This window comes from Lacrimispora sp. 38-1, from assembly GCF_049890855.1.
Taxonomy (GTDB): Bacteria; Bacillota; Clostridia; order Lachnospirales; family Lachnospiraceae; genus Lacrimispora.
On the sequence record NZ_JBANEW010000063.1, the window covers coordinates 141,797 to 159,255 of the forward strand.

Annotated in this window: 18 protein-coding genes; 10 read left to right on the forward strand and 8 right to left on the reverse strand. The window is 43.7% G+C overall.

Annotation, left to right across the window (positions count from 1 at the left end):
• The first annotated feature begins 22 nt into the window (after positions 1-22).
• On the forward strand, positions 23-682 hold the full coding sequence (locus V7D18_RS18600) for a helix-turn-helix domain-containing protein (RefSeq protein WP_426156366.1): 660 nt from the start codon (positions 23-25) through the stop codon (positions 680-682).
• 105 nt (positions 683-787) lie between these two features.
• Here the strand turns inward: V7D18_RS18600 and V7D18_RS18605 are convergent, their stop codons facing one another.
• The 6 genes from V7D18_RS18605 to pflB all read right to left on the reverse strand — a co-directional run bounded on the left by V7D18_RS18605 (position 788) and on the right by pflB (position 5,261).
• Positions 788-1,495, reverse strand: coding sequence for a gamma-glutamyl-gamma-aminobutyrate hydrolase family protein (locus V7D18_RS18605; protein WP_426156368.1), 708 nt, complete (start codon positions 1,493-1,495; stop codon positions 788-790).
• A gap of 102 nt (positions 1,496-1,597) precedes the next feature.
• Positions 1,598-1,768 carry a DUF362 domain-containing protein gene (locus tag V7D18_RS18610; protein ID WP_117416328.1) on the reverse strand — a complete coding sequence of 57 codons (171 nt, stop codon included), beginning with the start codon at positions 1,766-1,768 and terminating at the stop codon, positions 1,598-1,600.
• Between the two features lie 95 nt (positions 1,769-1,863).
• A complete protein-coding gene (gene pflA, locus V7D18_RS18615; protein WP_426156370.1) occupies positions 1,864-2,631 on the reverse strand; it encodes a pyruvate formate-lyase-activating protein in 768 nt (255 codons plus the stop codon).
• A 26-nt stretch (positions 2,632-2,657) separates the two neighbouring features.
• Complete coding sequence (gene grcA3 / locus V7D18_RS18620) at positions 2,658-2,903, reverse strand: autonomous glycyl radical cofactor GrcA3 (RefSeq protein WP_426156371.1); 246 nt, start codon at positions 2,901-2,903, stop codon at positions 2,658-2,660.
• A 27-nt stretch (positions 2,904-2,930) separates the two neighbouring features.
• Positions 2,931-3,188 (reverse strand): hypothetical protein, encoded by a 258-nt coding sequence (locus V7D18_RS18625; RefSeq protein ID WP_426156373.1) that lies wholly within the window; start codon positions 3,186-3,188, stop codon positions 2,931-2,933.
• Between the two features lie 12 nt (positions 3,189-3,200).
• A complete protein-coding gene (pflB, locus tag V7D18_RS18630) occupies positions 3,201-5,261 on the reverse strand; it encodes a formate C-acetyltransferase (RefSeq protein WP_426156375.1) in 2,061 nt (686 codons plus the stop codon).
• A gap of 251 nt (positions 5,262-5,512) precedes the next feature.
• Here pflB and V7D18_RS18635 point away from each other — a divergent pair, with 251 nt between their 5' ends.
• Complete coding sequence (locus V7D18_RS18635) at positions 5,513-5,713, forward strand: DUF1858 domain-containing protein (protein ID WP_097004642.1); 201 nt, start codon at positions 5,513-5,515, stop codon at positions 5,711-5,713.
• A gap of 19 nt (positions 5,714-5,732) precedes the next feature.
• On the opposite strand, the gene V7D18_RS18640 is transcribed toward V7D18_RS18635, so the two are convergent.
• The gene (locus V7D18_RS18640) at positions 5,733-6,623 is read right to left on the reverse strand and encodes an AraC family transcriptional regulator (protein ID WP_426156377.1); all 891 of its coding nucleotides are present in this window, start codon (positions 6,621-6,623) and stop codon (positions 5,733-5,735) included.
• An 88-nt stretch (positions 6,624-6,711) separates the two neighbouring features.
• Positions 6,712-8,034 carry an alpha-glucosidase/alpha-galactosidase gene (locus V7D18_RS18645; protein WP_426156379.1) on the reverse strand — a complete coding sequence of 441 codons (1,323 nt, stop codon included), beginning with the start codon at positions 8,032-8,034 and terminating at the stop codon, positions 6,712-6,714.
• 117 nt (positions 8,035-8,151) lie between these two features.
• Between V7D18_RS18645 and V7D18_RS18650 the strand changes: the two genes are divergently transcribed.
• The 8 genes from V7D18_RS18650 to sdaAB all read left to right on the forward strand — a co-directional run bounded on the left by V7D18_RS18650 (position 8,152) and on the right by sdaAB (position 17,458).
• A complete protein-coding gene (locus V7D18_RS18650) occupies positions 8,152-8,949 on the forward strand; it encodes an AraC family transcriptional regulator (RefSeq protein ID WP_426156381.1) in 798 nt (265 codons plus the stop codon).
• Between the two features lie 153 nt (positions 8,950-9,102).
• Positions 9,103-10,452, forward strand: a complete 1,350-nt coding sequence (locus V7D18_RS18655) for an ABC transporter substrate-binding protein (RefSeq protein WP_426156383.1) — start codon at positions 9,103-9,105, stop codon at positions 10,450-10,452.
• 63 nt (positions 10,453-10,515) lie between these two features.
• Positions 10,516-11,421, forward strand: a complete 906-nt coding sequence (locus tag V7D18_RS18660) for a carbohydrate ABC transporter permease (RefSeq protein ID WP_426156385.1) — start codon at positions 10,516-10,518, stop codon at positions 11,419-11,421.
• A gap of 11 nt (positions 11,422-11,432) precedes the next feature.
• Positions 11,433-12,263, forward strand: a complete 831-nt coding sequence (locus V7D18_RS18665) for a carbohydrate ABC transporter permease (RefSeq protein WP_426156387.1) — start codon at positions 11,433-11,435, stop codon at positions 12,261-12,263.
• A 13-nt stretch (positions 12,264-12,276) separates the two neighbouring features.
• Positions 12,277-14,493: an alpha-galactosidase gene (locus tag V7D18_RS18670; RefSeq protein ID WP_426156389.1), complete on the forward strand. Its 2,217-nt coding sequence runs from the start codon at positions 12,277-12,279 to the stop codon at positions 14,491-14,493.
• A gap of 180 nt (positions 14,494-14,673) precedes the next feature.
• Positions 14,674-15,354, forward strand: a complete 681-nt coding sequence (locus tag V7D18_RS18675) for a helix-turn-helix transcriptional regulator (RefSeq protein WP_426156390.1) — start codon at positions 14,674-14,676, stop codon at positions 15,352-15,354.
• Between the two features lie 205 nt (positions 15,355-15,559).
• Positions 15,560-16,765 carry a dicarboxylate/amino acid:cation symporter gene (locus V7D18_RS18680; protein ID WP_426156391.1) on the forward strand — a complete coding sequence of 402 codons (1,206 nt, stop codon included), beginning with the start codon at positions 15,560-15,562 and terminating at the stop codon, positions 16,763-16,765.
• Positions 16,766-16,789: 24 nt separating this feature from the next.
• Positions 16,790-17,458 (forward strand): L-serine ammonia-lyase, iron-sulfur-dependent subunit beta, encoded by a 669-nt coding sequence (sdaAB, locus tag V7D18_RS18685; RefSeq protein ID WP_426156393.1) that lies wholly within the window; start codon positions 16,790-16,792, stop codon positions 17,456-17,458.
• The last annotated feature ends 1 nt before the right edge of the window (position 17,459 follow it).

The following is a 17,459-nucleotide window of genomic DNA, read 5'->3' on the forward strand; positions in this document are numbered from 1 at the left end:
AACCAAAGGAGAGGATATAGCTATGGCTGAGATACATTACTTAATATCGGATGCATCAAAGAAAGTTGATGTAGAATCCCATGTCCTTAGATACTGGGAGGACGAGCTAGAGTTAAACATTCCCAGAAATGAGATGGGACACCGGTATTACACCGAAGCACACATCCGTTTATTCAAGCAGATCAAGGACTTAAAGGAAAAGGGATATCAGTTAAAAGCCATTAAGACAGCGCTTGAAAAAGTCATTGGGGACGGAAGGGATCCGGTTATACCTGATGAGTTATTGGAGGGGCAGATGACCCAGGAGTTAAAAGACAGTGGACTGGCCGGGGAAGACGGCGAGTCAGGCCTGGAAGTACATAACACAGCACAGGTCTCTATTGCGCAGGGAAAGATGGAACAGTTTCAGGAAATCATGAATCACATCATTGGACGTGCTTTGGAGTTGAATAATGAGCAGTTGAGCCAGGATGTAAGCAGTCTGGTCAATGACAAGGTCATTAAGGAAATGGAATACTTAATGAACTTAAAAGAGGAAAAAGAAGAAGAACGCTACAAACAGCTGGACGAGCTGTTACGTACCTATCAAAAGGACAACAAAGGCCGTGCAGAAGCAGCAGCATCCAAAATCCCCTTCTTTAACCGCAAAAAAAAATTTGGTCGAAACGGAAAAAAGTTATAACATTCTCTCACTTTCAGATAAAAAGAGCCGGGAAACTGCTCAGGCAAAAAATCCGCAGCTGCCACTGAAAGTGTAAACTGCGGATTTTTTTGAACGTCTTAATTCTCAGCAGGCTCCTACAAATCTCTTAAAAAGCCGTAAGGCTTCCCCGCTGTTTTCCCAAAGATATTCCGGATGCCACTGGACTCCCACAAAGAAGGGATAACCCGGCATTTCCAGCGCCTCAATCAAATGATCCGGAGAGTAAGCCGATGCAATCAGCCCCTCCCCCAAATCCTTCACAGCCTGATGGTGCATGCTGTTAACTCGTAGTGTATCCATACCGGCAATCTCATGCAGCAGCGTACCCTGCGTCAGTAAAACCGTATGGCTGGGCATATGATAGGCAAATGGCTGGCTATGTGCAATAGGAAATTCCGGTTTTGTCATAGAAAAGATATCCTGCCAGATCGTCCCGCCCATGGCAATATTTAATACCTGAATACCTCTGCAAATCCCAAGAACCGGCTTCCTTTTCTCCAGTATAAAGGGCAGCAATCCAATCTCCATCCCATCTCTAGCCTCCGATACATTACCGCAGTGCACCTGTGTTTCCTCACCGAAGAGAAATGGATGAACATCTGGCCCGCCAGTAAATAAAAATCCATCAAACTCATCAGCCAGCTGTCTCAACTCATCATCATCAGCTTCTAATGGCAAAACAACAGGAATCGCACCCGCCGCTTTTAAAGCCCGTAAGTAAGTAGGTCTCATCTTAATATCATTGTTATCCGTATCGTGGGCAGGCGTTAATCCTATCAGCGGTTTTTTCATATAGACTTCCTTTCAGAAATAACATGAGTGATAATAAAAAGATATGGGAATCAATAACAAAATGCCCCTCCCTTACGGAAGAGGCATATATGTATTCAATAATTATGCTTCAGAAATAGCTCCTGTTGGGCATACACCTTCACATGCGCCGCAGTCGATGCAAGCATCTGCATCAATAACGTACTGAGAATCACCCTGGCTGATAGCGCTTACTGGGCATTCGCCTTCGCATGAACCACAACTTACACAAGCGTCACTAATAACACGTGCCATGATAAATAACCTCCTTATATTCTATACATTTTTCTATATTTTATACTATTAATAAAATTTAATCAAGTAGAAATTGTAACAATTAATGTTTAATTTTAGGAGCAATAGGGATCCGGCGCACCATTGCGTGAATCCTTAATTCCGGTAAGGATTATCTTCTTGGCAGATATGGCATCTTCCTTTGATAAAGGGGGTACTCCCATTAGCGGATAATCCATGCCCATACTTTCATATTTCACTTTTCCCATATCGTGATAGGGAAGAACATCAAGGGCCTTCACGTTTTTCAACTGACCGATAAAACGCCCGAGATGGTATAAATCTGCTGCTTCGTCTGTGATTCCGGGCACCACCACATGACGGATCCAGACAGGAATTTCTTTTTCATCAAGATAGCGTGCAAAATCCAGAATATCTGCATTGGAGTGACCAGTTAAGGGCTTGTGTCTGATATCATTAATCTGCTTGATATCCAGCATCACCAGGCTGGTAGAAGCAAGAAGACGGTCGATTTTCTTTAAATATTCTTCATTGCTTCTGTTAAAAGTCACTCCAGAGGTATCCAGACAGGTATGAATATCCTTTTTTCCTGCGGCTTCAAACAGCTGGGTAAGAAAATCCAGCTGCAAAAGCGGCTCACCGCCTGTGGCTGTGATACCTCCGCCCCGGTAAAAATGCCGGGACGACTCAAACTGCTTTAATATATCCTCGACTGTCATCAGACTGCCGCCTGCCAACTCCCAGGTATCCGGGTTATGGCAGTACTGGCAGCGCATGGGGCAGCCCTGAAAAAATACCACCATGCGCACGCCTGGACCGTCGACGGTACCAAAACTTTCAATGGAATGGATACGTCCTGTCATAAGTGCTTCGCCTTCTTTTCTGATTGTTACATATTGCTGTGGAATGTACGGGAGATAACCTCATCCTGCTGTTCTTTTGTCAGTTTGATAAAGTTAACTGCATAACCGGATACACGAACGGTCAGCTGAGGATAATTCTCCGGATGCTTTTGTGCATCAAGAAGAGTATCCTTTGTAAAGACATTGACATTTAAGTGATGTCCGCCTTCTTCCACATAGCCATCTAATAAGTTCACGAGATTGTCGATTTGAGATTCACTGATATTTGCCATTGTATTATCCTCCTTATGTGTTTTCAATCATTTCGTATTCCTGACGGCCGGCTGGTCTTCCTCCTCCAGGTCCATACCCTCAAACAGGGTGGGAACGCGGCAGGCTACATCGCCTTCGGCACAGTCAAGAGAATTGGTAGTGGTGATAGTTTTCGCCATAGTCTTATCGGCGTTTACGGTACCGTCCTCCGCTACACGGATGTTCATATGACCGCCGTTATTGGTCATAAATGAATCCAGCATTGAGACAATATCATCAATTTGTTTTTCTTTCGGATCTGCCATAACAGTCACTCCTTACTTCTGGTCCTCGCTTAAAGCCAGTTCAAGATCAACTTCCAGGTCTCCGGAGAAAATCTTATCCTCCTTGCCAAGAGCGCCTGGAACGATAGAGAAGGTATTGGAGATACCATCCTGAGCATCCTTAAATGGAAGCTTGGCCACTGATGCCAGAGATGATACTGCACCATGGGTGTCTCTTCTGTGCATTGGGTTTGCACCAGGTGCAAATGCTTCGCCTTTCTTACGTCCGTCAGGAGTTGCTCCTGTGTTTTTACCATATACTACGTTGGAAGTAATTGTCAAGATGGAAGTTGTAGGAATTCCTCCGCGGTAAGTATGATTTGCCTTCACAAAGTTCATGAAGGTGTGTACCAGATCATTTGCAATCTGATCCACGCGGTCATCGTTGTTACCGTATTTTGGGAAATCTCCCTCAATTTCATAATCCACAACAATGCCATTCTCATCACGGATTGCTTTCACCTTAGCATATTTAATGGCGGAAAGCGAGTCGGCAACAACGGAAAGACCTGCGATTCCGGTTGCAAACCAACGGGTTACTTTTTTATCATGAAGAGCCATCTGAATGCGCTCATAGCTGTATTTGTCATGCATATAGTGAATGATGTTTAAAGCATTTACATAGACTCTTGCAAGCCACTGCATCATATCCTTATAAGCATCCATTACCTCATCATAATCTAGATACTCAGAGGTAATTGGGCGGTAATTCGGTCCTATCTGCTTCTTTGTGATTTCATCCACGCCGCCGTTAATCGCATATAAGAGACATTTTGCCAGGTTGGCGCGTGCTCCGAAGAACTGCATCTCTTTTCCTACTCTCATGGAAGATACGCAGCAGGCGATTGCATAGTCATCACCGTGGGTAACTCTCATTAAATCATCATTCTCATACTGAATAGAAGAGGATGCGATGGAAGTTTTTGCACAGAAACGCTTAAAATTAGCCGGAAGCTTTGTTGACCAGAGAACGGTTAAATTAGGTTCTGGTGCAGTGCCTAAGTTCTGAAGGGTATGAAGATAACGGTAGGACATCTTTGTTACCAGATGGCGTCCGTCAATTCCCACACCGCCGATGGATTCTGTTACCCAGGTAGGATCACCGGAGAAAAGCTCGTTGTATTCCGGTGTACGTGCAAACTTCACAAGACGAAGCTTCATGATGAAGTGATCCACAAATTCCTGAACCTCTTCTTCGGTGAAAGTGCCCTCCGCTAAGTCTCTCTGAGCATAAATATCAATGAAAGTAGATGTACGTCCAAGGGACATGGCAGCACCGTTCTGCTCCTTTACTGCAGCTAAGTAAGCCAGGTAAGTCCACTGAATGGCTTCCTTCACATTCATGGCAGGCTTTGAAATATCAAATCCATAAATAGAACCAAGTTTCTTCAATTCCTTTAAAGCACGGAGCTGCTCAGACAGCTCTTCTCTGTCACGGATTACATCGGAATACATGGTAGTACGGGTTGTATTCTTTTGTTCTTCCTTATCTTCAATCAGACGGTCGATTCCGTAAAGAGCAACTCTGCGGTAATCACCGATAATACGTCCTCGGCCATAAGCATCCGGAAGTCCGGTAATGATGTGGCTGGAGCGGCAGTTACGCATTTCTTCCGTATAAGCATCAAAAACGCCCGCATTATGTGTCTTTCTATGAATATTGAAAAATTCCTTTACTTCCGGATCAATGGTATATCCATTATCTGCACAGGCCTTTTCTGCCATTCGGATGCCGCCGTAAGGCTGCAGGGAACGCTTAAAAGGCTTATCTGTCTGGAATCCAACAATTGTTTCTTTGTCCTTGTCTAAATATCCAGGGCCATGAGAGGTAATCGTGGAAACGAGCTTTGTATCCATATCCAGAACGCCGCCGGCTTCCCGCTCCTTTTTGCTTAATTCCATTACCTGTGCCCATAGTTCCTCAGTTTTCTTTGTTGGTCCTGCAAGGAAAGTATCATCCCCGTCGTAAGGGGTATAGTTCTTCTGAATAAAGTCTCTGACGTTAATCTCATGTTCCCATATACCGTTGCTAAAAGCTCTCCATTCCGGTCTCATTTGTTTGTACCTCCATAAAAAATCTTTATAATAAGTATCAATAATAAATAAGTGTCATCAAAGGTTATAATTCCTAGGACCTTTGTATGAATACATTATATATGAATACTGTATACAATGTCAATAGCGCTTATTGAGAAATTTTTCTATAAGCGTTTAAAAGAAAAAACGGTATGAAACCCTTGCTAATTGCCTGGAAAAGTATTATATTATAAAAACAGTATGTACAATTTTATAAGGAGGAATACAAGATGCAGATTGATAAAAATATGCTGATCGGAGCATTGCTTGAGATGGATGACAACATTGCACCGATGCTTATGCGTGCAGGTATGCATTGTCTTGGCTGTCCCGCATCTCAGGGAGAGTCTTTAGAGGAAGCTTGTCAGGTTCATGGAATTGACTGTGATGTTCTGGTTTCTCAGATTAATGAAGTCTTAGCAGACAGATAGAGTATTTAAGGAGGCGGTCCTAAGGATCAGCCTCCTTATTTTTCATTTCTTTTTTTTCTTCCCGGTAATGCCTGGGACTCACTCCGTATTCCTGCTTGAATATCTTGGAAAAGGTCAGCGGATTATCATAACCGATGCTGGTGGCAATTTCCTGTATAGACCGACAGGTGCCGGCCAGTTCCCGGGCTGCAATGTTTAAACGGAATCGCATTAAATACTCCTGAGGAGATACTTCCAGCTTCTTTTTAAAGATTGAAGTTAAATAGGAACGGTTGATTCCAATGTAATCAGCAATATCCTGAACCCTGATGCGGTCATAGTTCAGCTTGATATACTGCAGCGCGTAATCAATATAGGTATCAATGGAATAATCGTACTGATTTTTGCTGGTGCGCAGGCTGCTCTGTGTTTCAATCAGCGTGGACAGGATCTCGTATAAATATCCCACACGCTTAATTTCATTGGCAAATGTCAGCTGGTTGGTATCCAGAATCTTCTGTATCATAGGCAGGTAGCACCGGTTTGGGATCTGGGAATGGATGGCACAATGTTCATTTAACAGGCCCGCATATCCCAGATAGGTTTCCGCCATGGTGCCGTCAAAGGTGATCCACATATACTCCCATGGGTTATCATAATCTGCATGATACTGAATCGGCTGGCCTTTGGGAATCATGAAGATATCATCAGTTTCCAACTCATAACGGGTTCCTCCTGTTTCCAGAACACCCGCTCCTCCCAGCACAAAATGGAGATGATATTCATTGGGAATCTTGTGATTGTAGGTGTATCCGGGAGGACACTGCTGAATACCGCAGTGGACCAGATACAAATCATTGGTTTGACGCTTGATGTTTCTTAAACAACGGAATCCCGCCACACATTTATAACTCGTCTGTTTTTCAGTCAAAGCTATGCCCCCTCAATCGGATACTGATTATTCATATCTATTATACAGGAAGCAGATTTTACTTGCAAATCTTATTTATAGAAGAAATTCAGCGGTACATGCTCATATAATCGCCGTGTGCGTCAATCAGTTCATCCACCATGGCCCGGATATCTCTGATACTGAGCTCTGCACTGGTGTGAGGGTCCAGCATGGCGGCCTGGTAAATCGCATCCCTGCTTCTTGTTCGGGCGGCTTCCACGGTAATCAGCTGGGGATTGATATTTGTCATATTCATGGCAGCCAGCTGGACCGGGAGACGGCCGACGTGACAGGGAGTTATCCCGCTTCCATCGACAAGACAGGGTACTTCCACACATGCATCAGAAGGCAGATTCTCAATCAGACCTCTGTTTAAAACATTTCCTCCGATTTTATACGGGTGATTGGTTATGATGGATTCCATAATATAGGAAGCATATTCCAGAGAACGGGTGTGAGTGATGGCACCGTTGTTTAAGATTGATGCTTTTTCCTCTTCCCACTCATGAATCTGTTTGATGCACCGTCTGGGATATTCATTTAACGGGATATTAAATTCTTCAATCAGCTGCGGATACCGGGACTTAATAAACAGGGAATTATACTCTGCGTTGTGCTCGCTGGATTCCGTGCAGTAATAACCCAGATTTCGTATGTACTCAAAACGTACCATATCCTTGTGGCTGCCTGCCTGATTCATCTTTAGAGCTTTCTGCCTGATTAACGGATAAAGATCCCTGCCGTTGTGATCGTGAATATTTAAAAGCCATGCCATATGATTAATTCCGGCAATCAGTTCTGTCCGGCCTTCCAGACAGTCCTCCATACCCAGTTCTTTCAGCAGATTTTCCGAACAGACCTGAACACTGTGGCACAGACCGATGGTTTTGACAGAGGTATACCGCTGCATGTATCCGGTGAGGATTGCCATGGGGTTGGTATAGTTTAAAAACCAGGCATTTGGGCAGACCTCTTCCATATCTCTTGCAAATTCTTCCATGACCGGAATGGTTCTTAAGCCCCGCATGATCCCGCCGATTCCCAGCGTGTCGGCTATGGTCTGACGCAGACCGTATTTCTCCGGTATTTCAAAATCGGTAATTGTGCAGGGATCATATCCTCCTACCTGGATTGCATTTACAACAAAAGTTGCACCAGACAAAGCCTCCCTCCGGTTTTCCGGCCCCAGATAAGTGCGTATGCCGGCCCTCCCATCATTTACATTTTTGTTGATTGCACTTATTATAAGCTCCGAGTCCGAAAGCCGGATGGGATCGATGTCATACAGAGCGATTTCAGCGTCACGCAGGGAAGGCGTGCACATACAGTCTCCTAAGACATTTCTAGCAAATATCGTACTTCCTGCTCCCATAAAAGTTATTTTTATCATTGTTATTCCTCCTTGTTTTCCTTGTCTGCCAGATGAGGCTATTGTATAATTACAGGAGAAAAAAAGATAGGAAGTTTGTTTCGAAAAATTGTCAGTTTGTTGTATGGAGGTGAGGTCATGAATCAATCAGCAAGGGGACTTACCATTTATTACTGCGGACACGAAACGTGTATACCCGGCCATTTTTTCGGGCCGGCTGTCCGTAAGCATTACCTTCTTCATGTTGTACTGAAAGGCAGGGGAGTTTACAGGACTTCTGACAGGGAGTACCGGCTTATGGAAGGTGAGGCGTTTTTAATTAAGCCTCAGGAAGTGACTTACTATCAGGCGGATAACAGGGAACCATGGGAATATGCATGGGTGGCATTTTCCGGAACCGAGGCAGAACGTCTGGTATCCGAGTACCGGAGAGAAGAGGCGGGATACTGCTATCGTTTTGACAGAGGAAACGAGTGGCGGGAGATTATTATGGCTCTTGTTGCGGCTTTTTCCGGAACCTCCCATAATATGGACGAGATGAGGGGATATCTCTATCTTCTTTTTTCTCATTTTCCCGGAAATGCCGTGCAATCGGATCTCTTTGAAAAAAATTATATAGAGCAGGCTGAAACGTATATCCGGCATAATTACAGCTATCCCATACAAATTTCGGATGTAGCCAGGTTTGTTGGAATTGACCGGACCTATCTTTACCGGATTTTTATGATGCATAAAGGGGTATCTCCCAAGCATTATCTGACGGAGTATCGGATACTTGAGGCAAAGCGTCTCCTGGAAGATACCTCGTTAAGTATAACGGAAACAGCCCTTTCCTGCGGCTTTCATGATGCCTCTGTTTTCTGCAGATATTTCCAAAAAGCAGAGGGGGAATCTCCGCTGCAGTATCGCAGGCAGTTTCACAAAGCTGATTCGTGAATGTAACAAAACACCATATAAAAATCACATTAATCTATGTAAAACTAACAAAGAACAGATTATAATTAGATCCATAATAATAAAAAGTAACAAAAAATAACTGGGTAATAATTATGTAACTATTTAAAGTGACAAATTATGGGAGGTAGCAAAATGAAACGGAGATGGGGATTACCAGCAGCAATGGCAGTTATTGCAGCAGCTGCACTGATCGGCTGTTCCAGCCAGCAAAGCAGCAGCCAGACAACAGCCGCAGGATCACAGGAGACCAAGCAGGAGTCAAAGCAGGAATCAAGCGCAGCTGAGACAGAAAAGGGAGGCGCTTCCGGGACACTCACTGTAGCTATCTGGGATAAAAATCAGGAACCAGGTCTTACCAAAATTATGGCTGATTTCACAAAAGAGACAGGGATTAAGACGCAGATACAGGTAACACCATGGGATCAGTACTGGACCATGCTGGAAGCCGGTGCTACGGGAGGTTCCCTTCCTGATGTATTCTGGATGCATTCCAATGAAATCGCGCGGTACTCGGAATATGAGATGCTGCTGGATTTAACAGACCGGATCAAGGCCAGTAAGACGCTTGAGATGGATAAATTCCCCAAAGAGATTGTGGACATTTACAACTGGCAGGGAACAAAGCAGTATGCAGTTCCGAAAGACATTGATACCATTGCACTCTGGTACAATAAAAAAATGTTTGACGAGGCAGGGATTTCCTATCCAAGCAAAGACTGGACCTGGGATGATTTTGCAGATGCAGCAAAGAAGCTTACTAAGGCTGACGGAAGCCAGTATGGCTTTGCGGTTAGTCCTACCAATGACCAGGCAGGCTGGTGCAACCCGGTCTATGACATGGGCGGATATGTAATCAGCGATGACAAAAAATCTTCCGGATTTACCCAGCCGGGAACCATTAAGGCATTGACCTTCCTTACTGATCTTATGAAAGAAGGGTATGCACCGCCATATGAAGTAATTGCCGAGAATAAGGAAGAAGCTTTATTTGAGGCCGGTAAGGTGGCTATGATTACCCAGGGGTCCTGGATGCTTTCAGAGCTTTGTAATAATGATTATGTAAAGGCAAACTGTGACATTGCTGTTCTTCCTAAAGACAAAACTACGGGAAGACGCGCTTCCATCTATAATGGCCTTGGCTGGGCAGCTTCTGCCAATACCTCCATGCCGGAAGAAGCCTGGAAGCTGATTGAATACATGGGTTCCAAAGAAGCTCAGCAGAAGCAGTCTGATCTTGGAATTGTAATATCTGCTTATCAGGGAACTACTGATAACTGGATTAAGGCATATCCGGACTTTAATTTACAGGCATATCTTGATATGATGGATGATCTTGTGATTCGTCCGTACTCCAAATCAACGGTTGCATGGACCAATATGATTCATGAAAAACTGATTGATGCCTGGAACGGAAATAAGAGTGTAGAGGAAGTCTGCAAGGATATTGATAAGGAAATGAATGCCATGCTGGCGGAAGAATAGGTATGGGCGGGGAGGCAGATACAACGGCTGCCTCCCCTTTTAACGAAATTGCGGAGGGACTGCATGAACAGAAAAAAAACGGTATCAAGACGGGAGAGAAGTGAATTTTTGTGGGGCTGGCTGTTTCTGCTGCCTACTATGACAGGCCTCATAATTTTGAATATTATACCAATCTTTCAGACAATCTACCAAAGCTTTTTTAAAACCGGTGCCTTTGGAAAGGGCAATGTATACGTAGGACTCAGTAATTACAGCAAGCTTATGAAGGACAGTACAGTCTGGCAGGCGCTTTGGAATACCTTTAAGTATGCACTTGTTGAAGTACCCTTTTCCATCGCAATCGCGCTGGTGCTTGCTGTTATACTAAATGGAAAGATAAAAGGCCGTTCAATTTGGAGAACCATTTATTTTCTGCCTATGGTTGCAGCTCCTGCGGCGGTAGCCATGGTCTGGAGATGGCTTTATAATTCAGAATTCGGTTTAATCAATCACCTGTTAAACCGGATTGGGCTTTCCTCTGTGAACTGGATCTCAGATCCTGAAATTGCTTACATTTCCGTAGCGATTGTGGGAATATGGTCAGTGATCGGCTACAACATGGTCCTGTTTTTTGCCGGCCTACAGGAGATTCCGCGAGATTATTATGAAGCTGCGGAAATTGACGGAGCCGGGGGAGTAAAACAATTTTTCTACATTACGCTTCCTCTGATTTCTCCCACCATGTTTTTCGTGACTGTGACCAGGGTAATCGGAGCCATGCAGGTATTTGACAGTATATATATGATGATGGAAAAGGCTAATCCGGCACTGGTGAAAACTCAGTCTCTGGTTTATCTTTTCTATAAATATTCCTTTGTTGAGGGCAACAAAGGATATGGTTCCGCCATTGTCATGCTGCTGCTTCTGGTGATTCTGCTCATTACGGTAATCCAGCTTCTTTGCCAGAAGAAGTGGGTTAATTACAGCTAAGGAGGAGAACGATGGATAAGAATAGAAAATTTAAGTCAGGTTTTCAGTATTTCATACTTGCAGCCGGTTCTGTCGTCATGCTGGTTCCTTTCTTATGGATGATTCTTACGGCTTTTAAATCAACGTCTGAGGCAACTCAGATGAACCCGTTTATCATCTTTCCCACTGTATGGAAAAAGGACGCATTTTTATCTGTATTGAGTAAAATGAATTTTTTGAGACTGTATTGGAATACAATGGTTCTTATTATAGAGCGGGTAGCCTGTGCAGTTTTAACGGCAACCATGGCGGGGTATGCCTTTGGAAGGCTTCATTTTAAAGGAAAAAATCTTGCCTTCTCCCTTGTATTATTTCAGATGATGGTGCCGTCCCAGATATTTATTATTCCTCAGTATCTGATGGTTGGCAGACTGGGACTGTTAAATACATCCTTTGGTCTTCTCTTTCCAGGGCTGGTTACTGCGTTTGGAACCTTTTTACTCCGTCAGGCGTATATGGGGCTTCCCTTATCGCTTGAGGAAGCGGCCAGGCTTGATGGCTGCAACATCGGCCAGACATTCCTGTATGTCATGGCACCGCTTACAAAATCATCCATGGTAGCACTGGGGATTTTCACCGCATTGTTTGCTTTCAAGGAACTGATGTGGCCGTTAGTCGTCAATACTGAGCAAAATACCATGCCTCTTTCTGCGGCTCTTGCAAAACTGCAGGGACAGTTTGTGACCAACTATCCGGAACTTATGGCGGCTTCCCTGCTGGCCTGTATTCCCATGGTTATCATATACCTGATTTTCCAGAAACAGTTTATCGAAGGAATTGCAACATCAGGAGGAAAATTATAAAGGAGTATACACTATGCCAATCATTTATCATCCACAAGCAAAAGAGTTTCATCTGTATAACCAGTCCGTCAGTTATATCATTCAGATTATGGGAAATGGTCAGCTGGGCAATTTGTATTATGGGAAGCGGATTAAGGACCGGGAGTCTTTTGAGTATCTTTTTGAGACAGGAGAACGCCCTCATGCTGCAATCAGCTGCCCGAATCCCGTCAACTTATGCCTGCAGTATACGAAGCAGGAATATCCGGCATACGGAACCGGAGATTACCGGTATGGGGCGTATCAGGTAAGGCAGGAAAACGGCAGCAGGATTACAAATTTTACTTATGCAGATCACATGATCCTGGCAGGAAAGCCCTCTATGGAACCGCTTCCTTCCACCTATACGGAAGATGATTCGGAGGCATCTACATTAAAGATCAGACTGCATGATGATCTGATTGATACAGATCTGGTCCTGACTTATACCATATATGAGGAGAGACCGGTGATTACAAGAAATGCCTTCTTCAAACACAGCGGGCAGGAAGAAATTGTACTATTAAATGCCATGAGTGCGGCGGTGGATTTACCGGAATCAGATTACGATATGATTCATCTGTCCGGCGCATGGTCCAGAGAACGATATGTAAAACGGAGGCCGTTAGAACAGGGGATACAGTCTGTTTACAGCATGAGAGGCATCAGCAGTGCGGAACATAATCCCTTTGTTGCATTGACGGATAAAACGACTACAGAAAGCAGCGGAACTGCTTATGGTTTCAGTCTGGTCTACAGCGGCAGTTTTCTTGCACAGGCAGAGGTCTGCTCTCATGATACGACCAGGGTTTTAATGGGAATTCACCCGGATACCTTTGAATGGCCTTTAAAAACCGGAGAATCGTTTCAGACTCCGGAGCTTGTTATGGTCTATACTGATCAGGGTCTGTCTCACATGAGCCAGGTATTCCACAGGCTTTACAGGACCAGACTCGCCAGAGGATACTGGAGAGACAGGGAAAGGCCAGTGCTTTTAAATAACTGGGAAGCCACCTATATGGATTTTGATGAAGAAAAGATTCTTTCCATCGCAGGAAAAGCAAAGGAAACGGGCGTGGAGCTGTTTGTATTGGATGACGGCTGGTTCGGTGACCGCAGCGACGATGACCGCAGCCTGGGTGACTGGTATGTAAATAAGGAAAAACTGCCGGGAGGCATATCCGGATTGTCAGAGAAGATAGAGGCCATGGGGCTTAAGTTTGGTTTGTGGATTGAACCGGAGATGGTCAATAAAAACAGCAGGTTCTATGAGGCGCATCCGGACTGGATTATATCCGCTCCAGGGCGTTACGAGACACCCAGCAGACAGCAGCATGTACTGGATTTCTCCAGAAAAGAAATTGTGGATTCCGTTTATGAGATGCTGAAAAATGTGATAGAGGGAGCCAGAATATCTTACATCAAATGGGATATGAACCGTTATATTACAGAATGCTTCTCAAGGGGCGCGCTTAAAAACGAACAGGGAATGGTGATGCACAAATACATTCTGGGAGTTTACGATCTTTACAGCCGCCTGATTCATGATTTCCCGCAGATACTGTTTGAATCGTGTGCCAGCGGAGGCGCCAGATTTGATCCGGGAATGCTTTATTATGCGCCTCAGGCCTGGTGCAGTGATAACACAGATGCCATTGACAGGTTGAAAATCCAGTATGGAACCAGCATGGTTTATCCGGTATCCAGCATTGGTGCGCATATTTCCGCTGTTCCCAATCATCAGATCCACCGGATTACTCCATTAAAAACCAGAGGCAATGCCGCGTTTTTCGGAGCCTTTGGATATGAGCTGGATTTAAATCATTTAAGTGAGGAAGAAGTGCAGCTGGTAAAAGAGCAGATTGAAATCTATAAGGAAAACCGGAGACTTCTGCACCAGGGAACATTTTACCGGTTGAAAAGCCCGTTTGAAGGAAACGATACTGCATGGATGGTGGTGGCAGAGGATCAGACACAGGCGATTGCAGCTTACTATCAGACCTTAAACCCGGCTAATGCAGGCTGGCTCAGACTAAAGCTTGCAGGACTCTGTGAGGATATGCTTTATCAGGTGGAAGTGGAAGGGGATACAGGTGAATATTATGGAAGCGAGCTGATGTACGCAGGGCTTCCCATTAACAGAAACCATTTCTTTAAGGAAACAGGTGATTTTGCTTCACTTCTATTCTTTGTGAAACAAAAGTTGGTATAAGTAAATAATTATTTATAAAGCTGAGTCCGGACCAGGGAAGTCCGGACTTTATTAATGCAATATTTTACATTATTTTATCTGGAATATGGTGAATCTGTTGAAAAATATTTCATTGCATGTTATAATTTTATAAAAATTATGGGTGTTTCCTCATATGGCTAAAAAAAGAGGAGGGTTTCAATGAAAGATTATAATGTACATTTAACTCTGATTGACCGGATCATACTTGATTCCTATAAGGTTTTACTGGAAGGGATGGCAGATTATATGGGAAGCGGTTACGAGATGGTGCTTCACAGTCTGGAAGATACAGAGCATTCCGTGATTAAAATCATTAACGGTCATCATACCGGACGGACTGAGGGTATGCCTATTACGGATCTGGCCCTTCAAATGCTGGAAGAGATCAAAAAGGAAGGCGAAAAGGGTTACATTTCCTATTTTACAAAGAATAAGAAGGGAGAACCCTTAAAGTCAACCACCATTGTTGTACGGGGAGAGGAGAGCCGGATCATTGGCCTGCTTTGTATAAATTTTTATTTAAATACAAGTTTTTCAGAGATTCTTACCGGCTTCATCCCGGAGATTTCATCCCGTGCCCAGATGAAGACGGAGACCTTTGCCAACAATCTGGATGAACTGATTTACAGTAAGGTTTCAGAGGTTCGAAACGAGGTTATGGAGAATGACCAGATTCTTCCCTCTCTTAAAAATAAGGAAATCATCAACATACTCTGCCAGCAGGGGGTTTTTACTTTAAAGGATGCAGTAGTAAAGGTTGCCGAGTATCTGGATATATCTAAAAATACAGTGTACATGCATATCAGAAATGCCGGATCTGCAGCAGAGAAAGAGAAATGAGTAAATTTTAATTCAGAGTCCTGAAAGGATAGTGAAATGTCCTGCATTGTTTGTCAAAACAAACAAAAAATAATGCAGGACATTTTATTTTTTGCTCAATCACACAAAAATATTGCATTTATTAAAATTTTATGATAAAATAAATTACACTGATAAGAACAGTAATAAAAAATATTTTATTCACCAATGAAAGGGAGGTATTGAAATGGAAAGAAGTAAAAAGAAACTTGGACTTGTCCCCAAATTAATCATTGCCATCATTATCGGTATTCTGTTGGGACTTTACTCTCCAAGCTTTGTAATCTCCATTTTGATTACGGCGGCAGATTTATTTAAACAGTTTTTAATGTTTATTATCCCGCTGATGGTTGTAGCATTTGTAACTATGGGAATCGCAGATTTGTCACAGGGAGCAGGGAAGCTGCTGGCATTTACAGCAGCAATATCTTATGCGTCTACCCTGATGGCAGGAAGTGCCGCTTATTTTGTAGCCAGTAACTTTTTCCCAACCTTTGTTAATCAGGAGGTTGTTTCCAAAGTGGCGGCTGCAAGTGACAGGGCGATAGGAGGTTATTTCTCCCTGACCATTACACCTTTGCTTGAAACAACAGCAGCGGTAGTATTGGCTTTTGTACTGGGCGTGTCAATCAGTACAATGAGAGGCAAGGAAATCGGTGATACGCTTTATAATGTAGTGAAAGATCTTTCTGAGATTATTACCAAAGTTTTAAACCGTGTAATCATTCCGCTGCTTCCTATGTATATCTGCGGAACATTTGCGAAAATGACTTATCAGGGAACTACGTTTGCCATTATGTCTGTACTTTGGAAGGTTTTCCTGATTGTTATTATACTCCATCTTCTTTACCTGGTGATTGCATTTACATTTGCAGGAACCATAACAAAACGCAATCCAATTACTATGATGAAGAATCAGATTCCGGGATATTTAACCGCGATCGGTACCCAGTCATCAGCTGCTACCATTCCGGTTAATATCAAATGTGCGGAAAGCAACGGAGTTTCCGAGGAAATCCGTAATTTCGTTGTACCGTTATGTGCCAACATACATATGGCAGGTTCCATGATTACCATCACCTGCTGTGTGACAGCCACATTACTGATCTACGGAATGCCTCATGGCTTCCTCACACTGTTTCCATTTATCTGTGTGCTGGGAATTGCTCTGGTGGCATCTCCGGGAGCTCCTGGCGGTTCCATTTTTACCGCTACACCATTTTTCCCGATTGTGGGTATTCCGGCAGTTGGAGATATTGCCAGCCTTTTACAGGCAATGTATATTGCACAGGACAGCTTTGGAACTGCCTGCAATGTATCCGGTGACAATGCAATCAGTGCGCTGGTAGAATCTTACTACCGCAAATATATTAAAAAAGAAAAAAAGAACTAGCATGCTTTGAAAGGAGCAAATGATATGCCGTCAATCAGTATATTTGATGTGATCGGTCCCAATATGGTTGGACCGTCAAGCTCCCATACGGCAGGTGCAGTAGCCATCGCACTTCTGGTAAAAAAATTGTTTCCTGGTTCTATAAAAGAGGTTGAATTCGTATTATACGGTTCCTTCGCCAGGACTTACAAGGGGCACGGCACAGACCGTGCCCTGCTGGGAGGAATGCTGGGATTTGAAACTCACGATTTAAGAATTAAGAATTCTTTTAAGCTGGCGGAAGAACAGGGGCTGATCTATTCCTTTGTCACCAACGAAAAAGAAACGGAAGTTCATCCAAACACCGTTGAGATTCATTTAACCGGCACCGATGGGTCGTTTATGTCTGTAAGAGGAGTGTCTATAGGCGGCGGTAAGGTAAAAATTGTCAAAATCAACGGTGTAGATGTTGATTTTACAGGAGAATACTCCACTCTGGTAATCCGGCATCTGGACTATCCCGGAATGGTGGCCTATATCGCTACCTGCTTAAGCGAAAGAAATGTTAACATTGCATTTATGCGTCTGTACCGGGAAAAGAAGGGGGCGACTGCCTATTCTGTGGTGGAATCAGATGAAGAGATCCCCCAGGAGCTTCTTGAAAAACTGCGGGAACATGAAAAAGTTGAAGATGTAATGCTGATTCAGGTTTAGG

What these genes read in the sequence shown, in the direction of transcription:
- V7D18_RS18600 (WP_426156366.1), top strand. Translation starts at nt 23, where the DNA reads ATGGCTGAGATACATTACTTAATATCGGATGCATCAAAGAAAGTTGAT.
- V7D18_RS18605 (WP_426156368.1), bottom strand. Translation starts at nt 1,495, where the DNA reads ATGAAAAAACCGCTGATAGGATTAACGCCTGCCCACGATACGGATAAC.
- V7D18_RS18610 (WP_117416328.1), bottom strand. Translation starts at nt 1,768, where the DNA reads ATGGCACGTGTTATTAGTGACGCTTGTGTAAGTTGTGGTTCATGCGAA.
- pflA (WP_426156370.1), bottom strand. Translation starts at nt 2,631, where the DNA reads ATGACAGGACGTATCCATTCCATTGAAAGTTTTGGTACCGTCGACGGT.
- grcA3 (WP_426156371.1), bottom strand. Translation starts at nt 2,903, where the DNA reads ATGGCAAATATCAGTGAATCTCAAATCGACAATCTCGTGAACTTATTA.
- V7D18_RS18625 (WP_426156373.1), bottom strand. Translation starts at nt 3,188, where the DNA reads ATGGCAGATCCGAAAGAAAAACAAATTGATGATATTGTCTCAATGCTG.
- pflB (WP_426156375.1), bottom strand. Translation starts at nt 5,261, where the DNA reads ATGAGACCGGAATGGAGAGCTTTTAGCAACGGTATATGGGAACATGAG.
- V7D18_RS18635 (WP_097004642.1), top strand. Translation starts at nt 5,513, where the DNA reads ATGCAGATTGATAAAAATATGCTGATCGGAGCATTGCTTGAGATGGAT.
- V7D18_RS18645 (WP_426156379.1), bottom strand. Translation starts at nt 8,034, where the DNA reads ATGATAAAAATAACTTTTATGGGAGCAGGAAGTACGATATTTGCTAGA.
- V7D18_RS18650 (WP_426156381.1), top strand. Translation starts at nt 8,152, where the DNA reads ATGAATCAATCAGCAAGGGGACTTACCATTTATTACTGCGGACACGAA.
- V7D18_RS18655 (WP_426156383.1), top strand. Translation starts at nt 9,103, where the DNA reads ATGAAACGGAGATGGGGATTACCAGCAGCAATGGCAGTTATTGCAGCA.
- V7D18_RS18660 (WP_426156385.1), top strand. Translation starts at nt 10,516, where the DNA reads ATGAACAGAAAAAAAACGGTATCAAGACGGGAGAGAAGTGAATTTTTG.
- V7D18_RS18665 (WP_426156387.1), top strand. Translation starts at nt 11,433, where the DNA reads ATGGATAAGAATAGAAAATTTAAGTCAGGTTTTCAGTATTTCATACTT.
- V7D18_RS18670 (WP_426156389.1), top strand. Translation starts at nt 12,277, where the DNA reads ATGCCAATCATTTATCATCCACAAGCAAAAGAGTTTCATCTGTATAAC.
- V7D18_RS18675 (WP_426156390.1), top strand. Translation starts at nt 14,674, where the DNA reads ATGAAAGATTATAATGTACATTTAACTCTGATTGACCGGATCATACTT.
- V7D18_RS18680 (WP_426156391.1), top strand. Translation starts at nt 15,560, where the DNA reads ATGGAAAGAAGTAAAAAGAAACTTGGACTTGTCCCCAAATTAATCATT.
- sdaAB (WP_426156393.1), top strand. Translation starts at nt 16,790, where the DNA reads ATGCCGTCAATCAGTATATTTGATGTGATCGGTCCCAATATGGTTGGA.